The sequence below is a fragment of the Thiocystis violacea genome, from assembly GCF_016583565.1.
Taxonomy (GTDB): Bacteria; Pseudomonadota; Gammaproteobacteria; order Chromatiales; family Chromatiaceae; genus Thiorhodococcus; species Thiorhodococcus violaceus_A.
Map to the genome: position 1 here is coordinate 162,867 of NZ_NRRF01000001.1, position 17,252 is coordinate 180,118.

Below are 17,252 nucleotides of genomic sequence, written 5' to 3' on the forward strand. Positions count from 1 at the left end.
CACGCGACCGGGCCAGATCCGCAATCAGACGACCCTATCGCAGGCGTTTTTGCAGTTCGGCAGCAGTCGCTAGACGACGGGCTCTTGGTCGAGACCGAATGCGTCGTGCAACGCGCGCACACCCAACTCCAGGTACTTCTCGTCGACGACGACGGAGATCTTGATCTCCGACGTCGAGATCATGCGGATGTTGATCCCCTCCTCCGCCAGGCTCGAGAACATGCGGCTGGCGATGCCCGCATGACTGCGCATGCCGACGCCGACGAGCGAGATCTTGGCGATCTGCGGATCACCCAACACCTGACGCGCCCCCAAATTATCGGCGGTCGCCTTCAGGATCTCCAAGGCCCGCGCATAGTCATTCCGATGGACGGTGAAGGTGAAGTCTGTCGCTGCCTCCTGGGCCGCGACATTCTGTATGATCATGTCGACCTCGATGTTGGCATCGGCGATCGGTCCCAGGATCTGATAGGCGACGCCAGGCTGGTCGGGAACCCCGAGCACCGTCAGTTTGGCCTCGTCGCGACTGAAGGCGATTCCTGAGATCTGGGCGTCTTCCACGGCATTTTCCTCAAAGGTGATCAGGGTGCCCTCGCCTTCCTCGAAGCTCGAGAGCACGCGCAGCGGGACTCTGTACTTTCCGGCGAACTCGACCGAGCGGATCTGGAGCACCTTCGAGCCCAGACTCGCCATTTCGAGCATCTCCTCGAAGGTGATGCGGTCGAGCTTGCGCGCCTTGGGCTCGACGCGCGGATCCGTCGTGTAGACGCCATCCACATCGGTGTAGATCTGGCACTCGTCGGCCTTGAGCGCCGCGGCAATCGCGACCGCCGAGGTATCCGAGCCGCCGCGCCCGAGGGTCGTGATGTCGCCGTGCTCGTCGATGCCTTGGAAACCGGCGACGACAACCACCCGCCCGGCGTCCAGGTCGGCCCGCACACGTGCCGCATCGATGTCGCGGATGCGCGCCTTGTTGTGGGCGCTGTCCGTCAGGATGTGCACCTGCGCCCCGGTATAGGAGCGGGCGGGACAGCCATGGGCCTGCAGCGCCATGCTGAGCAAGGCAATGGTGACCTGCTCGCCGGTCGACAAGAGTACATCGAGCTCGCGCGGCTCGGGACGCTCCTGGAGTTGCCTCGCCAGCCCGATGAGGCGATCGGTCTCGCCGGACATCGCGGACACGACGACGACGACGTGATCGCCTTGGTCGCGCCAGCGCTTCACGCGCTCCGCGACCGCCATGATGCGCTCGATGGTCCCAACGGAGGTCCCACCGTACTTCTGCACGATCAGCGCCATCGATGATTCCTGTATAGCTGTTCGTTCACGATTGCCGGGTCGGTTAAGGTGTCAGGGTGCTGTCGGAGCACCGATGGCTTCAGGCGCCTAGACGGCCGGCGACCCAGCCGGCGACCAGATCCAGGGCCGCGGGGAGTCCGGCGGGGTCGCTGCCTCCGGCTTGCGCCATATCGGGTCGGCCGCCGCCCTTGCCGCCGACTTTCTCCGCAACCTCGCGGATCAGGTCGCCGGCCTTGAGGCGATCCGTGAGATCCTTGGTGACGCCAGCCACCAAACTGACCTTGCCGTCCGACTCGGTCGCAAGGACCACCACGGCGCTGCCGAGTTTGTCCTTGAGCTGATCCATGGTCGTCCTGAGACTCTTTGGATCCGCGCCGTCGAGACGCGCCGAGAGCACCTTGACGCCGTCGATCAAGACCGCCTGGGAAGCCAGATCCTGACCGGCCGAATTCGCCAGCTTCGACTTGATCTGCTCCAGCTCCTTCTCCAGCCTGCGGGCCTTGTCCATCAGCTGGATGACGCGCTCGTCGACCTCCTCGCGACCGCCCTTGAGCAGACCGGCGAGACGCAGCAGCCGATCCTCGTCCGCCTCGACCCAATCCAGTGCCGCGGCGCCCGTGACGGCCTCGATGCGCCGCACGCCCGCGGCGATGCCGGTCTCGGAGATGATCTTGACCAGACCGATGTCGCCGACCGCCTTGACGTGGGTGCCGCCACAGAGTTCGGTCGAGAAGTCGCCCATGCGCAGCACGCGGACTTGATCGGCATACTTCTCGCCGAACAGCGCCATTGCACCCGAGTCCTTGGCGTCGTCCAGGCTCATGATGCGCGTCTCGACCAGGTGATTCGCGCGCACCTCGCGGTTAACGAGCCGCTCGATGGTCAACACGTGCTCGCGCGCGACAGGCTCGAAATGGGAGAAGTCGAAGCGCAGCCGCTCAGGCCCCACCAGGGAGCCCTTTTGCTGGACGTGATCGCCCAAGACTTCGCGCAGGGCGGCATGCAGCAGGTGGGTCGCCGAGTGATTGAGGGCTGTCGCGCGGCGGCGCTCCGCATCCACCCGCGCAGTGACGTGGTCGCCGACAGCGAGCTGGCCATCGCTCAGCCGCCCGACGTGGACGAGGACGCCATCGCCCTTCTTCTGGGTGTCCCGCACCTCGAAGCGAGCCGTCTCCGTCGTCAGCCAACCACGGTCGCCGACCTGGCCACCGGACTCGCCATAGAGCGGGCTGATATCGAGAACGACCAGTCCTTCCTCGCCGGCCTCGAGCACATCGCAGGAATCGCCATCCCTGTAGAGGGCGACGACCGTCGCCTCTTCCTCGAGCCGGTCGTAGCCGCAAAAATCCGTCTCGCCCTGGATCTGGATCTCCAGTGTCTGGGTCGCCCCGAACTGGCTGGCCGCCCGCGCGCGCTCCTTCTGCTCGGCCATGGCGGCTTCGAAACCGGCCGTATCCAATGAGAGACCGCGCTCGCGCGCGATATCGGCCGTGAGATCGGTCGGGAAGCCGTAGGTGTCGTAGAGCTTGAACACCGTTTCGCCCGGAATCCTGTCGTCGGAGAGGTTGGCGATGGCCTCGTCGAGGATGCGCATCCCGTGCTCGAGCGTCTCGGCAAAGCGCTCTTCCTCGAGCTTGATGATTCGTTCAACGTGCGCCTGCGCGGCCTCGAGCTCAGGATAGGCCGCGCCCATTTCCACGATCAGCGGCGCGATCAGGCGATGGAAGAAGGGTTCGGCGCAGCCCAGTTGATAGCCATGCCGGATGGCCCGACGCATGATGCGGCGCAGCACATAGCCGCGGCCCTCGTTACCGGGTGTCACCCCATCGACGATCAGAAAAGCCGCCGCGCGGATGTGGTCGGCGATGACCCGCAACGACTTGTTGGCCAGATCGTCGCAGCCCACCAGCCGGGCCGCCGCCGTGATCAGGTTGCGGAAGAGGTCGATATCGTAATTGCTGTGCACCCCCTGCATGACCGCCGCGAGGCGCTCCAGCCCCATGCCGGTGTCGACCGATGGACGCGGAAGGGGTGTCAGTGTCCCCTCCCCGTCCCGGTTGTATTGCATGAAGACCAGGTTCCAGATCTCGACATAGCGATCGCCGTCCTCGTCCGGCGACCCTGGCGGCCCGCCCGGGATCTCCGGGCCATGGTCGTAGAAGATCTCGGAGCAGGGGCCACAGGGGCCGGTCTCACCCATGGACCAGAAATTGTCCTTGGCACCGCAGCGGGAGAAGCGTTGTGGGTCGACCTTCAGCTCGTTCAGCCAGATGTCGGCCGCCTCCTGGTCTTCGGTGAAGACCGTTACCCAGAGGCGCTCCGGCGGCAAGGCCAGGACATGCGTCAGGTAGTCCCAGGCAAATTGGATCGCCTCGCGCTTGAAGTAGTCGCCGAAGCTGAAGTTGCCCAGCATCTCGAAGAAGGTGTGATGGCGCGCCGTGTAGCCGACGTTCTCGAGGTCGTTGTGCTTGCCGCCGGCGCGCACGCAGCGCTGCGAGCTGACCGCGCGGCTGTAGCCGCGCCGCTCCCGCCCGAGGAAGACCTCCTTGAACTGGACCATGCCTGCGTTGGTGAACAACAGGGTTGGGTCGTTCGCCGGGACCAGGGGGCTGGAGGCAACCCGCTCATGATCGCGTTGCTCGAAATACTCGAGGAAGCTCGCTCGAAGCTCTGCACTGGTGGTCATTGGGAATTCTCGAATGGACCGCTCGCCGACGGGGTCCGGTCAGTCATTGAATCTTAAGGAAGCGCCGAATGGCATCCACGGGAAAACCGCGCTGCTCGAGGAAACGGGCTTGCTTGGCGTAGTCTGACCGGTCGATTGGCTGACCGGCGTGAAAGCGACGCTCGTGTGCCCTGGCCAGGTACTCGGACCAGGCCTCGTCAAAGGGGTGTAGATAGCGTCCGATGAGGTCGTCGGCAAGTCCCTTCTCGCGCAGTTCGGCGCGGATTCGCAGGGGACCGAAGCCCTTGTGTGCGCGCTCGCTCACGTACTGCTCGGCCAGGCGCCGCTCATCGAGCGCGCCGTCGCGCTCAAGCCGATCGAGCACAAGACCCGCATCGCCGTCAGAGAAACCGCGCGCCTGGATCTTGCGCATCAGTTCCAGGCGCGAGTGCTCGCGCGTGGCGAGCAACCTGAGTGCGAGACGCTCGATCGCGCAAGCCGGATCGGCATCGACAGGCTCGATGAGACGGGCGCTCAGGGTCAATCCTCCGTCGGGGCCTCGGCCGGCTCAGGAGCCGACTCGGCCACCGCCTTGGGCAGCAGCTTATCGCGGATCTGGGCTTCGATGGACTGCGCGATCTCCGGATTTTCGCAGAGGAAGCCGCGCACGTTGTCCTTGCCCTGCCCGAGCCGATTCCCTTCATAGCTGTACCAGGCGCCGGATTTCTCGACGACGCCATTGGCCACGCCCAGGTCGATGATCTCGCCCTCGCGGGAGATCCCATGTCCGTAGAGGATGTCGAACTCGGTCTGCCTGAAGGGCGGCGCAACCTTGTTCTTGACGACCTTGACCTTGGTCTCGCTGCCGATGACCTCCTCGCCCTTCTTGATGCTGCCCGTGCGGCGGATATCCAGTCGCACGGAGGCATAGAACTTGAGCGCGTTGCCACCGGTGGTGGTTTCGGGCGAGCCGAACATGACGCCGATCTTCATGCGGATCTGATTGATGAAGATGACGCAACAGTTCGAGCGCTTGATGTTGCCCGTGAGCTTGCGCAGCGCCTGCGACATGAGCCGAGCCTGCAAGCCCATGTGGGAATCACCCATCTCTCCCTCGATCTCGGCCTTGGGCGTGAGGGCCGCGACCGAATCGACCACCACCACGTCCACCGCGCCGGAGCGCACCAGCATGTCGGTGATCTCCAACGCCTGCTCGCCCGTGTCCGGCTGCGACACCAGGAGGTCGTTCATATCGACGCCGAGCTTCTCGGCATAGCCGGGGTCAAGGGCGTGTTCGGCGTCCACGAAGGCCGCCGTGCCGCCAAGCTTCTGCGCCTCGGCCACGATGTGCAGCGTCAGGGTTGTCTTGCCCGACGACTCAGGCCCGTAGATCTCGATGACGCGACCACGCGGCACGCCGCCGATGCCGAGCGCAAGGTCGAGCCCCAGGGAACCCGTCGAGATCGCCTCGATATTGCGCACCGCGCCGGCGTCGCCCATGCGCATGACAGAGCCCTTGCCGAACTGCTTCTCGATTTGGCTGAGCGCGGCGTTCAGTGCCTTCTTGCGGTTCTCGTCCATCCGGCCTCCAGGTTCGCGTCGTGATTCCAGCCGTCCTCACCAGGTCTTCGCCGAACGCCCGCGGCCCAAGCGCTCGGACCGGGGACGGCAATCTCAATCGAAATGGCCCTGATGCTAAGCCGGCAATTATGACATAGCTTCTTGATTCAAGTCATACCCAGACGACGGCCGCCGCGACGCTCAGACCGGCGCGGGCGGGTCTGCGCCGATCAGCGGCCAGCGCCGATGAAGGCGGTAGCGCGGTCGGGCACCGGGCACGCCATGCGCCAGCACCAACTCACGCGCCACCCAATCCACTGGCTCCCGGAGGGCTCCTGAGACAGGCTGCGACGCCTTCCTGGCGAGGGTGAGGTGTGGCCGGTATGGTCGCGTTTCCGGCTCCAGCCCACAGGCCGCGAGCGCGCACTGCAAGCCGGATACGAGACCCAGCAAGGCCGCGGGCGAGCGCGAGGGGGCGCACCACATCACCCGAGATCGCCCGAAATGCCCAATGCGATCGATCTCGAGCCTGAAGTGCTCGCACCGCACGCGACCGGCCGCGGCCTCGACGCAGGCGAGTCGCGGCGGATCCAGCGCGCCGAGGAAGATCAGCGTCAGATGCAGGTCCCGCGCATGGCTGGGACGCACGCCGGCGGGCAACCAAGGCGCGGCCTGGGCGAGGAGTGCGTCCTGCGTCTCCGCATCAGGCCAGAGCGCGAGGAACCAACGCTCAGCCATGCGACTGCAGCAGCTCCAGGACACCCTCCAGTGCCGCTTGCACGGCGCGCGCGCGCACCTGCTCGCGATCGCCGGCGATCGGCAGACAACGCACCACGGGCTCCTGTCCAATCCGCCCCCAGGCCATCCAGACGGTACCGACCGGTTTGTCCGCGCTGCCGCCCCCTGGACCCGCGATGCCGCTGATCGCCACGGCCAGCTGCGAGCGGCTGCGCTGCAGCGCGCCGAGCACCATCTCGCGCACCACGGCCGCGCTGACGGCGCCATGGGTGTCCAGCGTTTCGGCGCGGACGCCTAGCATGTCCTGCTTCGCTGCGTTGCTATAGGTGACGAAGCCGCGATCGAACCAGGCGCTGCTGCCCGCGATGTCTGTGACGACCTTGGCCACCCAGCCCCCGGTGCAGGATTCGGCCGTCGCCAGCATGAATCCGAACGCCTGCAGACGCTCCCCGACGCGCGTCGCCAGCGACCCCAGCCTGACCTCTAGCGCTTGCTCGATCATGGCGCCGAGTGTCACCCAAGCGGCGTCATCAAACAATGCCGCGCATGGAAATGACCGGCCGACACCCGCAGAATAGCGGACACTGGAACAGTGCTAGAGCCTAACCTTGCTGGAGCCTACCGCAGATGAGTGATCTGGAGATCCGTTGCGAGCACAAACCATCGCCCGCCAAGTTGGACGTCCTGGGCGTCGAGGACTGGGCGATCTGGAAGAAAGAGCCATCGACCTTCCCGTGGCGATACGACCAAGCGGAAACCTGCTACGTTTTGCGTGGCCGGTTCACCGTCACGCCGGAGGGCGGCGAACCACAGTCCTTTCGCCGGGGCGACCTCATTCGCTTCCCGGCCGGACTGTCCTGTACCTGGGAGGTCACCGAAGCCGTCGAAAAGCATTATCGATTCGACTAGAAACCACCGATTCGACTGAGGACAGAGGATGAGAACCATGACGATGAAAACGAGAATCTGGCTGCCGTTGCTCACGCTCGTACCCCTGCTGATCCTGACCACGCTGGTCAAGGCCGAGGGCATGAGCATCGCCGATACCGTCGTCAAGATGCCGCTGGCCGAAGGCGTCGACATGGACGATGCCGCGGACTCCATGATGCTCCGCGCCAATGCACTCAACTTCAAGATGGTCGCGCGCCTGCCGCTCTACAAAGAGCTGGAGGCCATGGGCGTGGAGACCAAGCGCATCGAGATCTTCCAATTCTGCGATGCGCGCATCGCCGCCCAGATGATCCAGGAAAACATCGATTTCTCGGCCTATCTCCCCTGCCGAATCACCTTGATCGAGGATCAGGACGGCAAACCCTGGTTGATCACCCTGGATCTCGACAAGGTCATTCAGATGGCCAACCTGCCCCCCAAACTCAAGACGCTTGCCATCAAGGTACGCGATACCATGATGGAGATCATGACCGCTGGCGCGACCGGAGACCTCTGACCATGCGCTACCTGAGCCTCTCGCGTGCCGCACGCCTGGCCGGCATCACCCGTGCCGAGCTTCAGACGCGGATTCGCCGTGGCGATGTCGCGACATTCGAAGGCTCGGTAGCCGTCAATGATCTGCTCCGGCTCTATCCGAGCATCAGCCTGCGCGACGATGACGCGCTGGAGCGCGTCGAGCGCATCAAGGCGGATGCGCAACCCAAACTGCCGACCGGGGAGACCGCATTGCCCGATCCGCAGGTGCTGCTGTCGCGACTGCACGGTCTGAGCCAGACCGTGGCCAGCCAGATGTCTGACATCGAGTCCCTCAAGCGACTGCTCGACCAGATCGGCGAGCGCATCGACACCATGGCGGGCGCGCGCGAAAGTGAGGTGTCTGGCCTGGCGCGCGAAGCCAGCGCCTGGCTGCGCGACGCGCGGGATCGACTCGCGGCCGAAGCGGCCACCAGCGCCCACTCCCAGCTCTACGCCAGAGACACCTTTCTTCGCATCATGGCCGCCAACGTCAAACTCATTCCCAGCGGACACGACTTCTTCGTCGAGGGCAACGAAACCATTCTGGACGCCTCCGTGCGCGCCGGTCTCAAGCTGAGCTACGGCTGCTCCAGCGGCAACTGCGGCAACTGCAAGGCGCGACTGATGAGCGGAGAGACCTGGAAGATGCGTGATCACGACTATGTGATCAGCGAGCGTGAGAAGGCCATGGGCTACATCCTGACCTGCTCGCACACCGCCGTCACCGACCTGGTGCTCGAGGCCGCCGAGGCGCTGTCCGTCGAGGACCTGCCCCGCCAGGAGATCCGCGCGAGCCTGCGCAAGATGGAGCGCCTGTCACCGGATCTGGTGATGCTGAACGTCCAGACACCACGGACCCAGACACTGCGCTTCATGGCTGGTCAACGGGCACGCCTGACCTTGGAGGACGGCACCGCGCAAGAGCTGCCGATCGCAAGCTGCCCTTGCAACGGACGACATCTCTGGTTCCTGGTCAGACGCGGGGACGACGCCTTCTCCCAGGCCGTCTTCCAGCATCTGCGCCAGGGTCAAATGGTCGGCGTGGAGGGTCCGCGAGGTGACTTCGTGCTGCGCGAGGACTCGCCCGAGCCGGCGGTCTTCGTGGCCTTCGGAGACGGGATCGCGCCCATCAAGAGCCTGATCGAGCACGCGATCTCGATCGATCTGATCGAGTCGTTTCAACTCTACTGGACGACCTCTTATCCGGAGGGACACCATCAAGGCCGCTGGTGCCGCGCGCTCAAGGATGCGCTGGACAACTTCAGCTTCACGCCTTTATTGAGCAACGAGACCGCGGATGTCTTGGATGTGATGCGTGCGGATTTCTCCGAGGCCCAGCCGATGCGGTTCTACATCGCGGGGCCGGAGAATGACGTGGAGCCGCTGCGCGCGGCCCTGCTGGGGATCGGCATCGAGCCGAATCGCATCGCGATCGAGCACACCGCGAGCTGACCGCGACGGCGACTCACGCCGCGCGAGGGCGCGTCTGCTCTGCCGGCAGGAACACCGTCCCCTTTCCGAAACGATTGACGGCCAAATCCCGCACCCAGCTCGGGGCGTCCGCATACAATCTGATGTAGGTATATCCAAGGTCGCCTCGCACCATGGACGCCACCCAGGATTCCAACTCGTTTTGTCTCTTTTCCATTGTGACTGACTCCGAAATCAAGCCTGCCCTTCCTATATCGCCCGCCTGAGCGGCGACTTGAGCCCCGCAGCCGTGATCCAGATCACAGCGTCGGTCGAATGACCCGTCGCTCCGATCGGCGCCTTCGAGTCAAGCGCCTATCGTTATTACGAACCTGTCATCTCGTCAGATTATGTCCGGGAAGGCACAGAATCAACTCAGTACGATCACTCTATACGGCGCAATGACCCTATGCGGCGTGATGACCCCCTATGCGGCGTGATGACCTGATCGGTCAGGGTTCATTGCGCTGCAACAGCAGCATGTAGTTCACGCCCTGCCAGCGCGTGAAGTGAAAGGCCCGGTTCAGCGGATTCACGCGAACGCCCGTCTCATGCAGCAGACGAAAGTCGCGACCGAGCAGTTCGCGCGCCTGCCTCGGCGACACCAGCTTGCGATAGTGGTGCGTGCCGCGCGGTAACCAGCGCAACAGGTATTCGGCACCAACAATCGCAATGAGCCAGGCGGCGGGCGTACGGTTGATGCTGGCGACGAACATCAGCCCGCCGGGGCGCACCAGGCGTCGGCAATCCGCCAGGAAATCGGCAAGATGCTCGACGTGCTCGATGACCTCCATGTTGAGGACGACGTCGAACGAGGCGCCTTCCCGCACGAGTTGATCCACGCTCGCCAATCGATAGGTGATGTCCAGCCCGCTCCATTGGGCGTGCAGCTGGGCGACCTTAACGTTCTTCTCGGTGATCTCGATGCCGGTGACCGCCGCCCCGAGGCGAGCCATGGACTCGCTGAGAATGCCTCCGCCACAGCCGATATCCAGCACGCTCACGCCTTCGAACGGCCGCTCCAGCGCCGGATCGCGCCCCAGAACGGACGCCAGGCGTTCACGGATGTAGTCCACCCGAAAGGCGTTCAGGCGATGCAGCGGCCAGAAGGGTCCCTCGGTGTCCCACCAGCGGTGGGCGAGACGCTCGAAGTAGGCCACTTCCTCGGGGTCGATACTCGGCGCTGTCAGATGAACGGCGGACATGGCGACTCCTCCAAAGGTGGTTCAACCGGGCGGCCAACCCATGGACGAGGTGCGCGCCAAGCACCTCGATGCCTGTGCGCCCCTCACCCACGCGCAACCCGAACGCTCTTTCTTGAGGGCCAGTGGCGGCTTTACAAGCGCCCCGTTGTCAGGCGTCGGGGACTGGAGCGGCGAGGTAGTCGGCCGATTGCATCTCCATCAGCCGGCTCAGCAGGCGCTCATGCGCGAAATCCCGCAGGCCGCCCAGGTAGAGATCCTCGACCGGCGTCTCGGCCGAGAGCACCAGCTTGACGCGCTGGTCGTACAGCTCGTCCACCAGGTGCAGGAATCGGCGCGCGGCGGCCTCCTGCCGAGGCCCAAGCGGCGGCACCCCGGAGAGCAGCACCGTGTGGTACTCCCTGGCGATCTCGATATAGTCGGATGCCGACCGGGCGGTTGCGCAGAGGGTCGCGAAGTCGAGCCAGATCACATCCATCCCCAGCCCACGGACCGGAAAGACGCGACCGTTCACCCGGATATCACACGCGGACGATTGGTGACCGCCGGTGAGCCGCTCGAAGTAGTCCGCAAGCTGACGCTCGCCGTTCTGAGCCGCCTGAAAGAAGACGCCCTCCCGCGTCAGGGCGCGCAACCGATAGTCGATCCCTCCGTCCAGCTCCATGACCCGCGTATGCTGCTTCAGCAAGTCGATGGCGGGCAGAAACGACTGCCGTTGCAGCCCGTTGCGGTAGAGCGCGTCGGGCGGCGTATTGGCGGTGGTCACCAGGGTCATGCCACGCGAGAAGAGCGCCCGGAGCAGGCCGTACAGCAGCATGGCATCCGTGATGTCCGTGACCAGAAATTCATCCAGGCAGAGGACGCGGACCTCCGCGCGCAGCCGGTCTGCCACGACCTCCAATGGATCCGGCTGCTTGGGCAGACGCGCCATGACCTCGTGGATGTCGCGCATGAAGTGATGGAAGTGCACCCGTCGCTTGCCCGGGAGCTCCAGGTCCTTGACGAACCAATCCATCAGATAGGTCTTACCGCGCCCGACGTCGCCCCAGAGATAGACACCAGGCACCGGCCGAACTGGCCCGGAGAGCTTGCTTCGGAGCTGGCCCCAGAGGCCGCGCGACGGCGCCTCGAACCGGGTTTGAGCGAGCTCCTGATGGAGTGAAAAAAGTGCGTCGCTCGCTTGACGCTGAGCCGCATCGAGGGGTTTGAAGGTAGACACGGGCGTTTTCTGAGCCGAAGTGGAAGGCGCCGCCGCTCAAGATCACGCGACACGCCGGGCTGAAGCTCGCATTGAGCTGAAGCCCACATTGATACCATTACCTCAACCCTGATGACAAACGATCAGTCATTTATAAAATAAATACAGGCTTCGTGAACCTTTCGCCCGGCGGGTTCGAATAGGGCTCGATCCGCCGTGCATCGTCGCCTCTCAACCGGCCCTTTGGCGCATCATCCGACACCTGCCAGGTATGCGCCGAGGCGGCTCACCGCCTCGTCCAGCTGAGCGAGGTCACGGGTATAGGCAAAGCGGACGTGACGCGCCGCGCCATGATCGCCGAAGTCGTGCCCTGGCGTGATGGCGACGCCGACCTCTTCGAGCAGGCCCGTTGCGAACGCCATCGAGTCCATGCCGCAGTGCGCGGGCAGGTCCGCGTAGAGATAGAAGGCGCCGTTCGGTCGATGGGGGATCGCGAAGCCAAGCTCGCGCAAGGCGGGAAAGAGGCGGTCACGTCGCTGCTGAAAGGACTCCCGGCGCGCCTCGAGAATGCGCTTGGCGTCGTCTCCAAAAGCGGCCAAGGCAGCATGCTGCGCCGGTGTATTCGCGGCGATGAAGAGGTTCTGCGCGAGACGCTCCATGACCTCCACCGCATCCTCTGGCCCCACCAGCCAACCGAGCCGCCAACCGGTCATCCCGAAATACTTCGAAAAGCTGTTGATGACATAGAGGTCCTGGCAGCCGACAGACAAGGCCGTTTCATCCGGGATGCCATAGGTCAGGCCCTGATAGATCTCATCGACGATGAGCGCGGCGCCCCGCGAGCGACAGAAGGCGTGCAACGCCGAGATCTCCGATCGACTCAGGACAGACCCCGTGGGATTCGCCGGTGAGGCGACGACGACCGCTCGAATCCCCGGCACCCAGGCCGCGCGCGCCGCTTCCACCGTCAGGCGGTAGTGCGTCTCGGCGCTCAAGGGCACCGCAACGCAGTTGCAGCCCATGAGCCCGAGGACCTGCCGGTAGCATGGATACGAGGGATCTCCCAGCAGCACCGAATCACCGGGCTCGAGCAGTGCGGAGAACACGAGCTGCAGGGCGCCCGAGGCGCCTGGTGTCACCAGGATCCGCCGTGGCGCCACATCGAGACCGTAGCGATGACCATAGTAGTCTGCGATGGCGCCTCGCAGCTCGGGCAACCCAGCCGCTGCCGTGTAGTGCGTCCGCCCGGATGCAAGCGCTGCCCGCCCGGCCTCGACGATCGGCGCGGGCGTGGAGAAGTCCGGCTCTCCGATCTCCAGGTGCAGGATGGATCGCCCCTCGGCCTCCAGTGCGTGCGCCCGGCCGAGCAGACGCATCACATGAAAGGGCTGAACGCGCCGCGCGCGGCCCGTCAGCGCGGAGACCTCGTTCTCCTTCATCACAGCGCCTCGGCGCCCCGATTGACCTGACGGTGCAGCCGATCGAGTGCATTCAGGTCCACGCAGTCGCTCTCGCCGAGATCTCCGACCAGGACCCGCGGCGAGGCACCAGGCTCGCCGAGCTGATCGAGAATCAAGGGTGCATCACCGAAGTCCTGCCCGACCGTATAGGCGTTGGTGGTGATCACCAGCGCCCTCAGACCGGCATCCAGGGCCGCGCGGGCGCCGTTGTCCGAATCCTCGAAGGCGATGCAGTCGCTCGGCGCCAGGCCCAGCCGATCCAGGGCCAGCTGGAAGATGTCCGGAGCCGGCTTCTTCGCCGGCACGACATCGCCGGCGGCGATGACATCGAACCAGCCGGCAAGGCCCCGCTCCCCGACATGCGCCAGCAGCTCGGCGACGTTCTCAGGCGTCGTGGTGGTCGCGATGGCGAGCCGGATCCCCGCCTCGCGCGCCTCGCGCCACAGACGCAGCACGCCGGGGCGCAGTGGGATCGCCCCCTCGCTCAGCATGGCCAGGTAATGTCGCGTCTTGCGGCGATGCAGATCGGCGATGAAGGCATCGGCGTCCTGCTCGAGGTCGAGCTGGATGCCTTCCCGCTCCATGAAGAAGCGAATGCGCTCCTTGCCCCCGGTGACGGCCAGTAGCTCGCCATAGAGCGGCGGATCCCAATGCCAGTCCAGCCCGGCCTCGGCGAAGGCCGCATTGAAGGCCGGCCGATGCCCGTCGCGCTCGGTGTCCGCGACAGTGCCATCCACATCGAAGATCAAAGCCTTGAATCCGAGCATAAGAGAACTCCAGGTTACAGCCCGCGCGGCAGGAAAACAGGGGCGCAAAGGTTAACCGAGTCTTGGGGCACGTGCCTCCCTGCTTCGTGCTACACAGTTGCCCCCCGGTCTGTGATCTGGTACTTAAGCACGTTTTCGCGGTACGGATCACCGATAACATCGGATTCGAGCTGCAGGCATCCAACGATTAGAGCCTTCGGGAGACAACAATGGCCGAAGCAAGAGCACACGAAGCCGAGTCGTTCACGTTCGAGCCCTACGACGTGGGGAGCAACGAGGAATACATGAATCCGGAGCAGGAGGAGCACTTCCGAGAGATCCTGCTTGCCTGGAAGAAATCCCTGATGGAAGAGGTGGATCGGACCGTCCATCACATGCAGGACGAGGCGACCAACTTCCCAGACCCCAACGATCGCGCGACCCAGGAGTCTGAATTCAGCCTTGAGCTGCGTACCCGCGACCGCGAACGCAAGCTCATCAAAAAGATCGACGAGGCCCTGACGCGCCTCGACGAGCACGACTACGGCTACTGCGAGGCCTGCGGCGTCGAGATCGGCATCCGCCGCCTCGAGGCCCGTCCGACGGCCACGCTCTGCATCGACTGCAAGACGCTGGACGAGATCCGCGAAAAGCAGCGCGGCTAAACCCGCCAATAGCTGCCTCACCCCAGATGGGCGGGCGATCGCCAGCCGTCGCCCGCGTCTACCGGGGGCGTTTCGCGCCCTCCCCCACAGGCCCTTTGCACTTCGGCTCCCTGCTCGCCGCCATGGCGAGCTTTGCCGACGCGCGCGCCTGCGGCGGCGCCTGGCTCGTCCGCATGGAGGACCTCGATCGTCCGCGCGAGGTCGCCGGGGCCGCCGAGCGCATTCTCGACACCCTGCGCGCCTTCGGACTCGAGTGGGACGAGCCGGTCATCTATCAGCGGGAGCGCGCCCCGGCCTATGCAGCGGCCCTGCAGGCGCTCGACGCTCAGGGGCTCACCTATCCCTGCGGCTGCAGCCGTGCCGAGATCGTCAGACTGGGTCGCATGGGCGCCGAAGGCCCCATCTACCCGGGGACCTGCAGCCAGGGCCTCGCGCCGGGCATGCGGGCACGCAGCATTCGCGTCAGAACGCGGGCACAGCCCATGCACTTCACCGACCGCATCCAGGGCGAACAGACCCAATCGGTCGAAGACAGCACGGGCGACTTCGTGCTGCGCCGCGCGGACGGGATCCATGCCTACCAGCTCGCGGTCGTGGTGGATGACGCCTGGCAGGAGATCACGCACGTCGTGCGTGGCGCCGATCTACTCGGCTCCACGCCGCGTCAGATCCTCCTTCAGCGCGCCCTGGGGCTCCCCGAGCCCAGCTACGCGCACATCCCCCTGGTGTTGGATGACCGGGGGCGCAAGTTGAGCAAATCGCTGGCCTCCGCGCCAGTCGATGCAAGCGACCCGCTGCCGGCCATGCACAGGGCCTGGGCATGCCTCGGGCAGCCTCCGGTGACTGGCGCCGGCTCGCCGGCGGCATTCTGGAAACGGGCAATCGAGGAATGGCGGATCGAGCGGATCCCGCGACGCATGAGCATCGGCCCTCAGCGTCTCGCGCCTGTCGATCGCTGAGCGACGATTGGCGGATGCGGCGCGTGTGTCACGCGCCTGATCCAGGCGTTTTCGAGAGCGCATGGGCACCGTCCGCGTTGCGAACTCGAACGCATGCCCGCCGCTTGGCGGACCCGCCCATTCGGGCGGGCGAGTTGGTCGAACAGCAGCCGTCAGATTGGAGGATTCAGCCTGCGCCCTTCGGGCGTTCAGGCGTTCAGGGCCTGAAAATTCCGCAGATAGGCCGAGAAGGACTCGCCCAGCTCCGGATGGGCGAGACCAAACTCCACGGTCGCCTCCAGATAACCCAACTTGCTGCCGCAATCGTAGCGCTTGCCTTCGAAGGGATAGGCGATCACAGGCTCGTCCTCCAGCAAGGCGGAGATGGCATCGGTCAACTGAATCTCACCGCCCGCGCCCTTCGGCGTTTGCTCCAGCTTCTCGAAGATCCTAGGCGTCAGCACATAGCGCCCGACCACCGCAAGATTGGAGGGTGCGTCGGCCGGCGCCGGCTTCTCCACGATGGAGACCACGCGCATCTCGCCGTCCGGTCCCTTCTCGACCTGGACGATACCGTACTTGTTGGTCTCCTCGCGGGGCACCTCCTGGACGCTCAGGACACTGCAGCCATAGCGCTCGTAGACATCGGACATCTGCTCGACGACGCCCTTGCCGCTGGTGCGGATGAGGTCATCGGCGAGCAGGATCGCGAAAGGCTCGTCTCCCACGACCGGCTTGGCGCAGAGCACCGCATGCCCGAGACCCAGCGCCTCCGATTGGCGGACATAGATGCAACTTGCATTGCTCGGCAGGACATTCCGAACGATGTCCAGGAGCTTGTGCTTTCCGGCATCCTCCAACTCATGCTCCAGCTCGTAGGCCACGTCGAAGTGGTCCTCGATGGAGCGTTTGCTGCGGCCCGTGATGAAGACCAACTGATCGACGCCGCCAGCCTCCGCCTCTTCCGCGGCATACTGGATCAGGGGTTTGTCGACAATCGGCAGCATCTCCTTGGGGCTCGCCTTGGTCGCCGGCAAGAAACGCGTTCCGAGACCAGCAACAGGAAATACCGCTTTACGGATCTTCGCCATGGTTATCCTCTCCAATACCGAAAACAAGATTTAGATCAACAGGATTCAGCTCAAAGGCCGACCAGGGAGCGATCGATGTCGAGCATCGCCGCCCAGGGGTCGGCAGCCTCGGTGATCGGACGACCGATCACAAGAAAGTCAGATCCCGCCGCCACCGCCTCGGCGGGTGTCATCACGCGCTTCTGATCGCCGACAGCGGCCCCGGCTGGACGCACGCCCGGCGTCACCAATCGGAAATCCGGCCCCAACGCGGCGCGAACCGCGGTGGACTCCAACGGCGAGCAGACGACACCATCGAGCCCGGCCTCACCGCCCAACCGCGCCAAGGCGAGCACACGATCGAGCGGCTTCCCTGGACAGCCGACCGCGGCGAGATCGGCCTCATCCAGGCTGGTCAGGACGGTCACGCCAATCAGCAGCGGCGGAGCCTCCATCCGGCTCAGACGCTCGCGCGCCGCCGCCATCATCCGCGCGCCCCCGGAGGCATGCACGTTCACCATCCAGACCCCGAGGTCCGCCGCCGCCGCGCAGGCCGCCGCAACCGTATTCGGGATGTCGTGAAATTTGAGGTCCAGGAAGACGTCGAAGCCGCGTGTTTGCAGCGCCCGCACGAAACTGGGGCCAAGCCTGGTGAAGAGCTCCTTACCCACCTTCAAACGGCAGCGACTCGGATCCAGCTGCTCGACGAGCGCCAAGGCAGGTGCCTCGGCGGCATAGTCGAGCGCGACGATGATGCGTTTGGAATCAGACACA

Annotated in this window: 18 protein-coding genes; 5 read left to right on the forward strand and 13 right to left on the reverse strand. The window is 64.9% G+C overall.

Annotation, left to right across the window (positions count from 1 at the left end; translation table 11 throughout):
- Positions 1-69: 69 nt before the first annotated feature.
- The 6 genes from CKO23_RS00680 to pncC all read right to left on the reverse strand — a co-directional run bounded on the left by CKO23_RS00680 (position 70) and on the right by pncC (position 6,764).
- A complete protein-coding gene (locus CKO23_RS00680; protein WP_200327812.1) occupies positions 70-1,299 on the reverse strand; it encodes an aspartate kinase in 1,230 nt (409 codons plus the stop codon).
- Positions 1,300-1,378: 79 nt separating this feature from the next.
- Positions 1,379-3,985, reverse strand: a complete 2,607-nt coding sequence (gene alaS / locus CKO23_RS00685; protein ID WP_200327813.1) for an alanine--tRNA ligase — start codon at positions 3,983-3,985, stop codon at positions 1,379-1,381.
- 43 nt (positions 3,986-4,028) lie between these two features.
- Entirely contained in the window at positions 4,029-4,508 is a 480-nt protein-coding gene (locus CKO23_RS00690) for a regulatory protein RecX (protein ID WP_346014536.1), read from the reverse strand.
- A complete protein-coding gene (gene recA, locus CKO23_RS00695; protein ID WP_200327814.1) occupies positions 4,505-5,545 on the reverse strand; it encodes a recombinase RecA in 1,041 nt (346 codons plus the stop codon). Before recA ends, CKO23_RS00690 begins: the two co-directional genes overlap by 4 nt.
- Before the next feature lie 180 nt (positions 5,546-5,725).
- Complete coding sequence (gene thpR, locus CKO23_RS00700) at positions 5,726-6,262, reverse strand: RNA 2',3'-cyclic phosphodiesterase (RefSeq protein ID WP_200327815.1); 537 nt, start codon at positions 6,260-6,262, stop codon at positions 5,726-5,728.
- Positions 6,255-6,764: a nicotinamide-nucleotide amidase gene (pncC, locus tag CKO23_RS00705; protein ID WP_200327816.1), complete on the reverse strand. Its 510-nt coding sequence runs from the start codon at positions 6,762-6,764 to the stop codon at positions 6,255-6,257. Before pncC ends, thpR begins: the two co-directional genes overlap by 8 nt.
- A gap of 125 nt (positions 6,765-6,889) precedes the next feature.
- Here pncC and CKO23_RS00710 point away from each other — a divergent pair, with 125 nt between their 5' ends.
- From CKO23_RS00710 to CKO23_RS00720, 3 genes are read left to right on the forward strand one after another with little or no spacing between them, the layout of a single operon-like run.
- Entirely contained in the window at positions 6,890-7,171 is a 282-nt protein-coding gene (locus CKO23_RS00710; RefSeq protein ID WP_200327817.1) for a cupin domain-containing protein, read from the forward strand.
- Positions 7,172-7,214: 43 nt separating this feature from the next.
- Positions 7,215-7,709, forward strand: coding sequence for a DUF302 domain-containing protein (locus CKO23_RS00715; RefSeq protein ID WP_200327818.1), 495 nt, complete (start codon positions 7,215-7,217; stop codon positions 7,707-7,709).
- 2 nt (positions 7,710-7,711) lie between these two features.
- A complete protein-coding gene (locus tag CKO23_RS00720) occupies positions 7,712-9,181 on the forward strand; it encodes a 2Fe-2S iron-sulfur cluster-binding protein (RefSeq protein WP_200327819.1) in 1,470 nt (489 codons plus the stop codon).
- 13 nt (positions 9,182-9,194) lie between these two features.
- On the opposite strand, the gene CKO23_RS00725 is transcribed toward CKO23_RS00720, so the two are convergent.
- From CKO23_RS00725 to CKO23_RS00745, 5 genes are all read right to left on the reverse strand, one after another.
- The gene (locus CKO23_RS00725) at positions 9,195-9,377 is read right to left on the reverse strand and encodes a hypothetical protein (protein WP_200327820.1); all 183 of its coding nucleotides are present in this window, start codon (positions 9,375-9,377) and stop codon (positions 9,195-9,197) included.
- Between the two features lie 274 nt (positions 9,378-9,651).
- A complete protein-coding gene (gene ubiG / locus CKO23_RS00730) occupies positions 9,652-10,404 on the reverse strand; it encodes a bifunctional 2-polyprenyl-6-hydroxyphenol methylase/3-demethylubiquinol 3-O-methyltransferase UbiG (protein WP_200327821.1) in 753 nt (250 codons plus the stop codon).
- A gap of 148 nt (positions 10,405-10,552) precedes the next feature.
- Positions 10,553-11,620 carry a cell division protein ZapE gene (zapE, locus tag CKO23_RS00735; protein ID WP_200327822.1) on the reverse strand — a complete coding sequence of 356 codons (1,068 nt, stop codon included), beginning with the start codon at positions 11,618-11,620 and terminating at the stop codon, positions 10,553-10,555.
- Between the two features lie 230 nt (positions 11,621-11,850).
- Complete coding sequence (locus CKO23_RS00740; RefSeq protein ID WP_200327823.1) at positions 11,851-13,038, reverse strand: aminotransferase class I/II-fold pyridoxal phosphate-dependent enzyme; 1,188 nt, start codon at positions 13,036-13,038, stop codon at positions 11,851-11,853.
- Positions 13,038-13,826: an HAD family hydrolase gene (locus CKO23_RS00745; protein ID WP_200327824.1), complete on the reverse strand. Its 789-nt coding sequence runs from the start codon at positions 13,824-13,826 to the stop codon at positions 13,038-13,040. Before CKO23_RS00745 ends, CKO23_RS00740 begins: the two co-directional genes overlap by 1 nt.
- A 209-nt stretch (positions 13,827-14,035) precedes the next feature.
- Here CKO23_RS00745 and dksA point away from each other — a divergent pair, with 209 nt between their 5' ends.
- Together dksA and gluQRS are read left to right on the forward strand one after the other, a co-directional pair.
- Positions 14,036-14,470 carry an RNA polymerase-binding protein DksA gene (dksA, locus tag CKO23_RS00750; protein ID WP_200327825.1) on the forward strand — a complete coding sequence of 145 codons (435 nt, stop codon included), beginning with the start codon at positions 14,036-14,038 and terminating at the stop codon, positions 14,468-14,470.
- A gap of 26 nt (positions 14,471-14,496) precedes the next feature.
- Positions 14,497-15,429: a tRNA glutamyl-Q(34) synthetase GluQRS gene (gluQRS, locus tag CKO23_RS00755; RefSeq protein WP_200327826.1), complete on the forward strand. Its 933-nt coding sequence runs from the start codon at positions 14,497-14,499 to the stop codon at positions 15,427-15,429.
- 188 nt (positions 15,430-15,617) lie between these two features.
- On the opposite strand, the gene galU is transcribed toward gluQRS, so the two are convergent.
- Both galU and pyrF read right to left on the reverse strand, forming a co-directional pair.
- Positions 15,618-16,499, reverse strand: coding sequence for a UTP--glucose-1-phosphate uridylyltransferase GalU (galU, locus tag CKO23_RS00760; protein ID WP_200327827.1), 882 nt, complete (start codon positions 16,497-16,499; stop codon positions 15,618-15,620).
- Between the two features lie 50 nt (positions 16,500-16,549).
- Positions 16,550-17,251 (reverse strand): orotidine-5'-phosphate decarboxylase, encoded by a 702-nt coding sequence (gene pyrF / locus CKO23_RS00765; RefSeq protein ID WP_200327828.1) that lies wholly within the window; start codon positions 17,249-17,251, stop codon positions 16,550-16,552.
- Position 17,252: the final 1 nt, after the last annotated feature.

Bases quoted from the DNA above. Each gene is read 5' to 3' on its own strand.
- CKO23_RS00680 (WP_200327812.1), bottom strand. From the start codon at position 1,299: ATGGCGCTGATCGTGCAGAAGTACGGTGGGACCTCCGTTGGGACCATC.
- alaS (WP_200327813.1), bottom strand. From the start codon at position 3,985: ATGACCACCAGTGCAGAGCTTCGAGCGAGCTTCCTCGAGTATTTCGAG.
- recA (WP_200327814.1), bottom strand. From the start codon at position 5,545: ATGGACGAGAACCGCAAGAAGGCACTGAACGCCGCGCTCAGCCAAATC.
- thpR (WP_200327815.1), bottom strand. From the start codon at position 6,262: ATGGCTGAGCGTTGGTTCCTCGCGCTCTGGCCTGATGCGGAGACGCAG.
- pncC (WP_200327816.1), bottom strand. From the start codon at position 6,764: ATGATCGAGCAAGCGCTAGAGGTCAGGCTGGGGTCGCTGGCGACGCGC.
- CKO23_RS00710 (WP_200327817.1), top strand. From the start codon at position 6,890: ATGAGTGATCTGGAGATCCGTTGCGAGCACAAACCATCGCCCGCCAAG.
- CKO23_RS00715 (WP_200327818.1), top strand. From the start codon at position 7,215: ATGAAAACGAGAATCTGGCTGCCGTTGCTCACGCTCGTACCCCTGCTG.
- CKO23_RS00720 (WP_200327819.1), top strand. From the start codon at position 7,712: ATGCGCTACCTGAGCCTCTCGCGTGCCGCACGCCTGGCCGGCATCACC.
- CKO23_RS00725 (WP_200327820.1), bottom strand. From the start codon at position 9,377: ATGGAAAAGAGACAAAACGAGTTGGAATCCTGGGTGGCGTCCATGGTG.
- ubiG (WP_200327821.1), bottom strand. From the start codon at position 10,404: ATGTCCGCCGTTCATCTGACAGCGCCGAGTATCGACCCCGAGGAAGTG.
- CKO23_RS00740 (WP_200327823.1), bottom strand. From the start codon at position 13,038: ATGAAGGAGAACGAGGTCTCCGCGCTGACGGGCCGCGCGCGGCGCGTT.
- CKO23_RS00745 (WP_200327824.1), bottom strand. From the start codon at position 13,826: ATGCTCGGATTCAAGGCTTTGATCTTCGATGTGGATGGCACTGTCGCG.
- dksA (WP_200327825.1), top strand. From the start codon at position 14,036: ATGGCCGAAGCAAGAGCACACGAAGCCGAGTCGTTCACGTTCGAGCCC.
- gluQRS (WP_200327826.1), top strand. From the start codon at position 14,497: ATGGGCGGGCGATCGCCAGCCGTCGCCCGCGTCTACCGGGGGCGTTTC.
- galU (WP_200327827.1), bottom strand. From the start codon at position 16,499: ATGGCGAAGATCCGTAAAGCGGTATTTCCTGTTGCTGGTCTCGGAACG.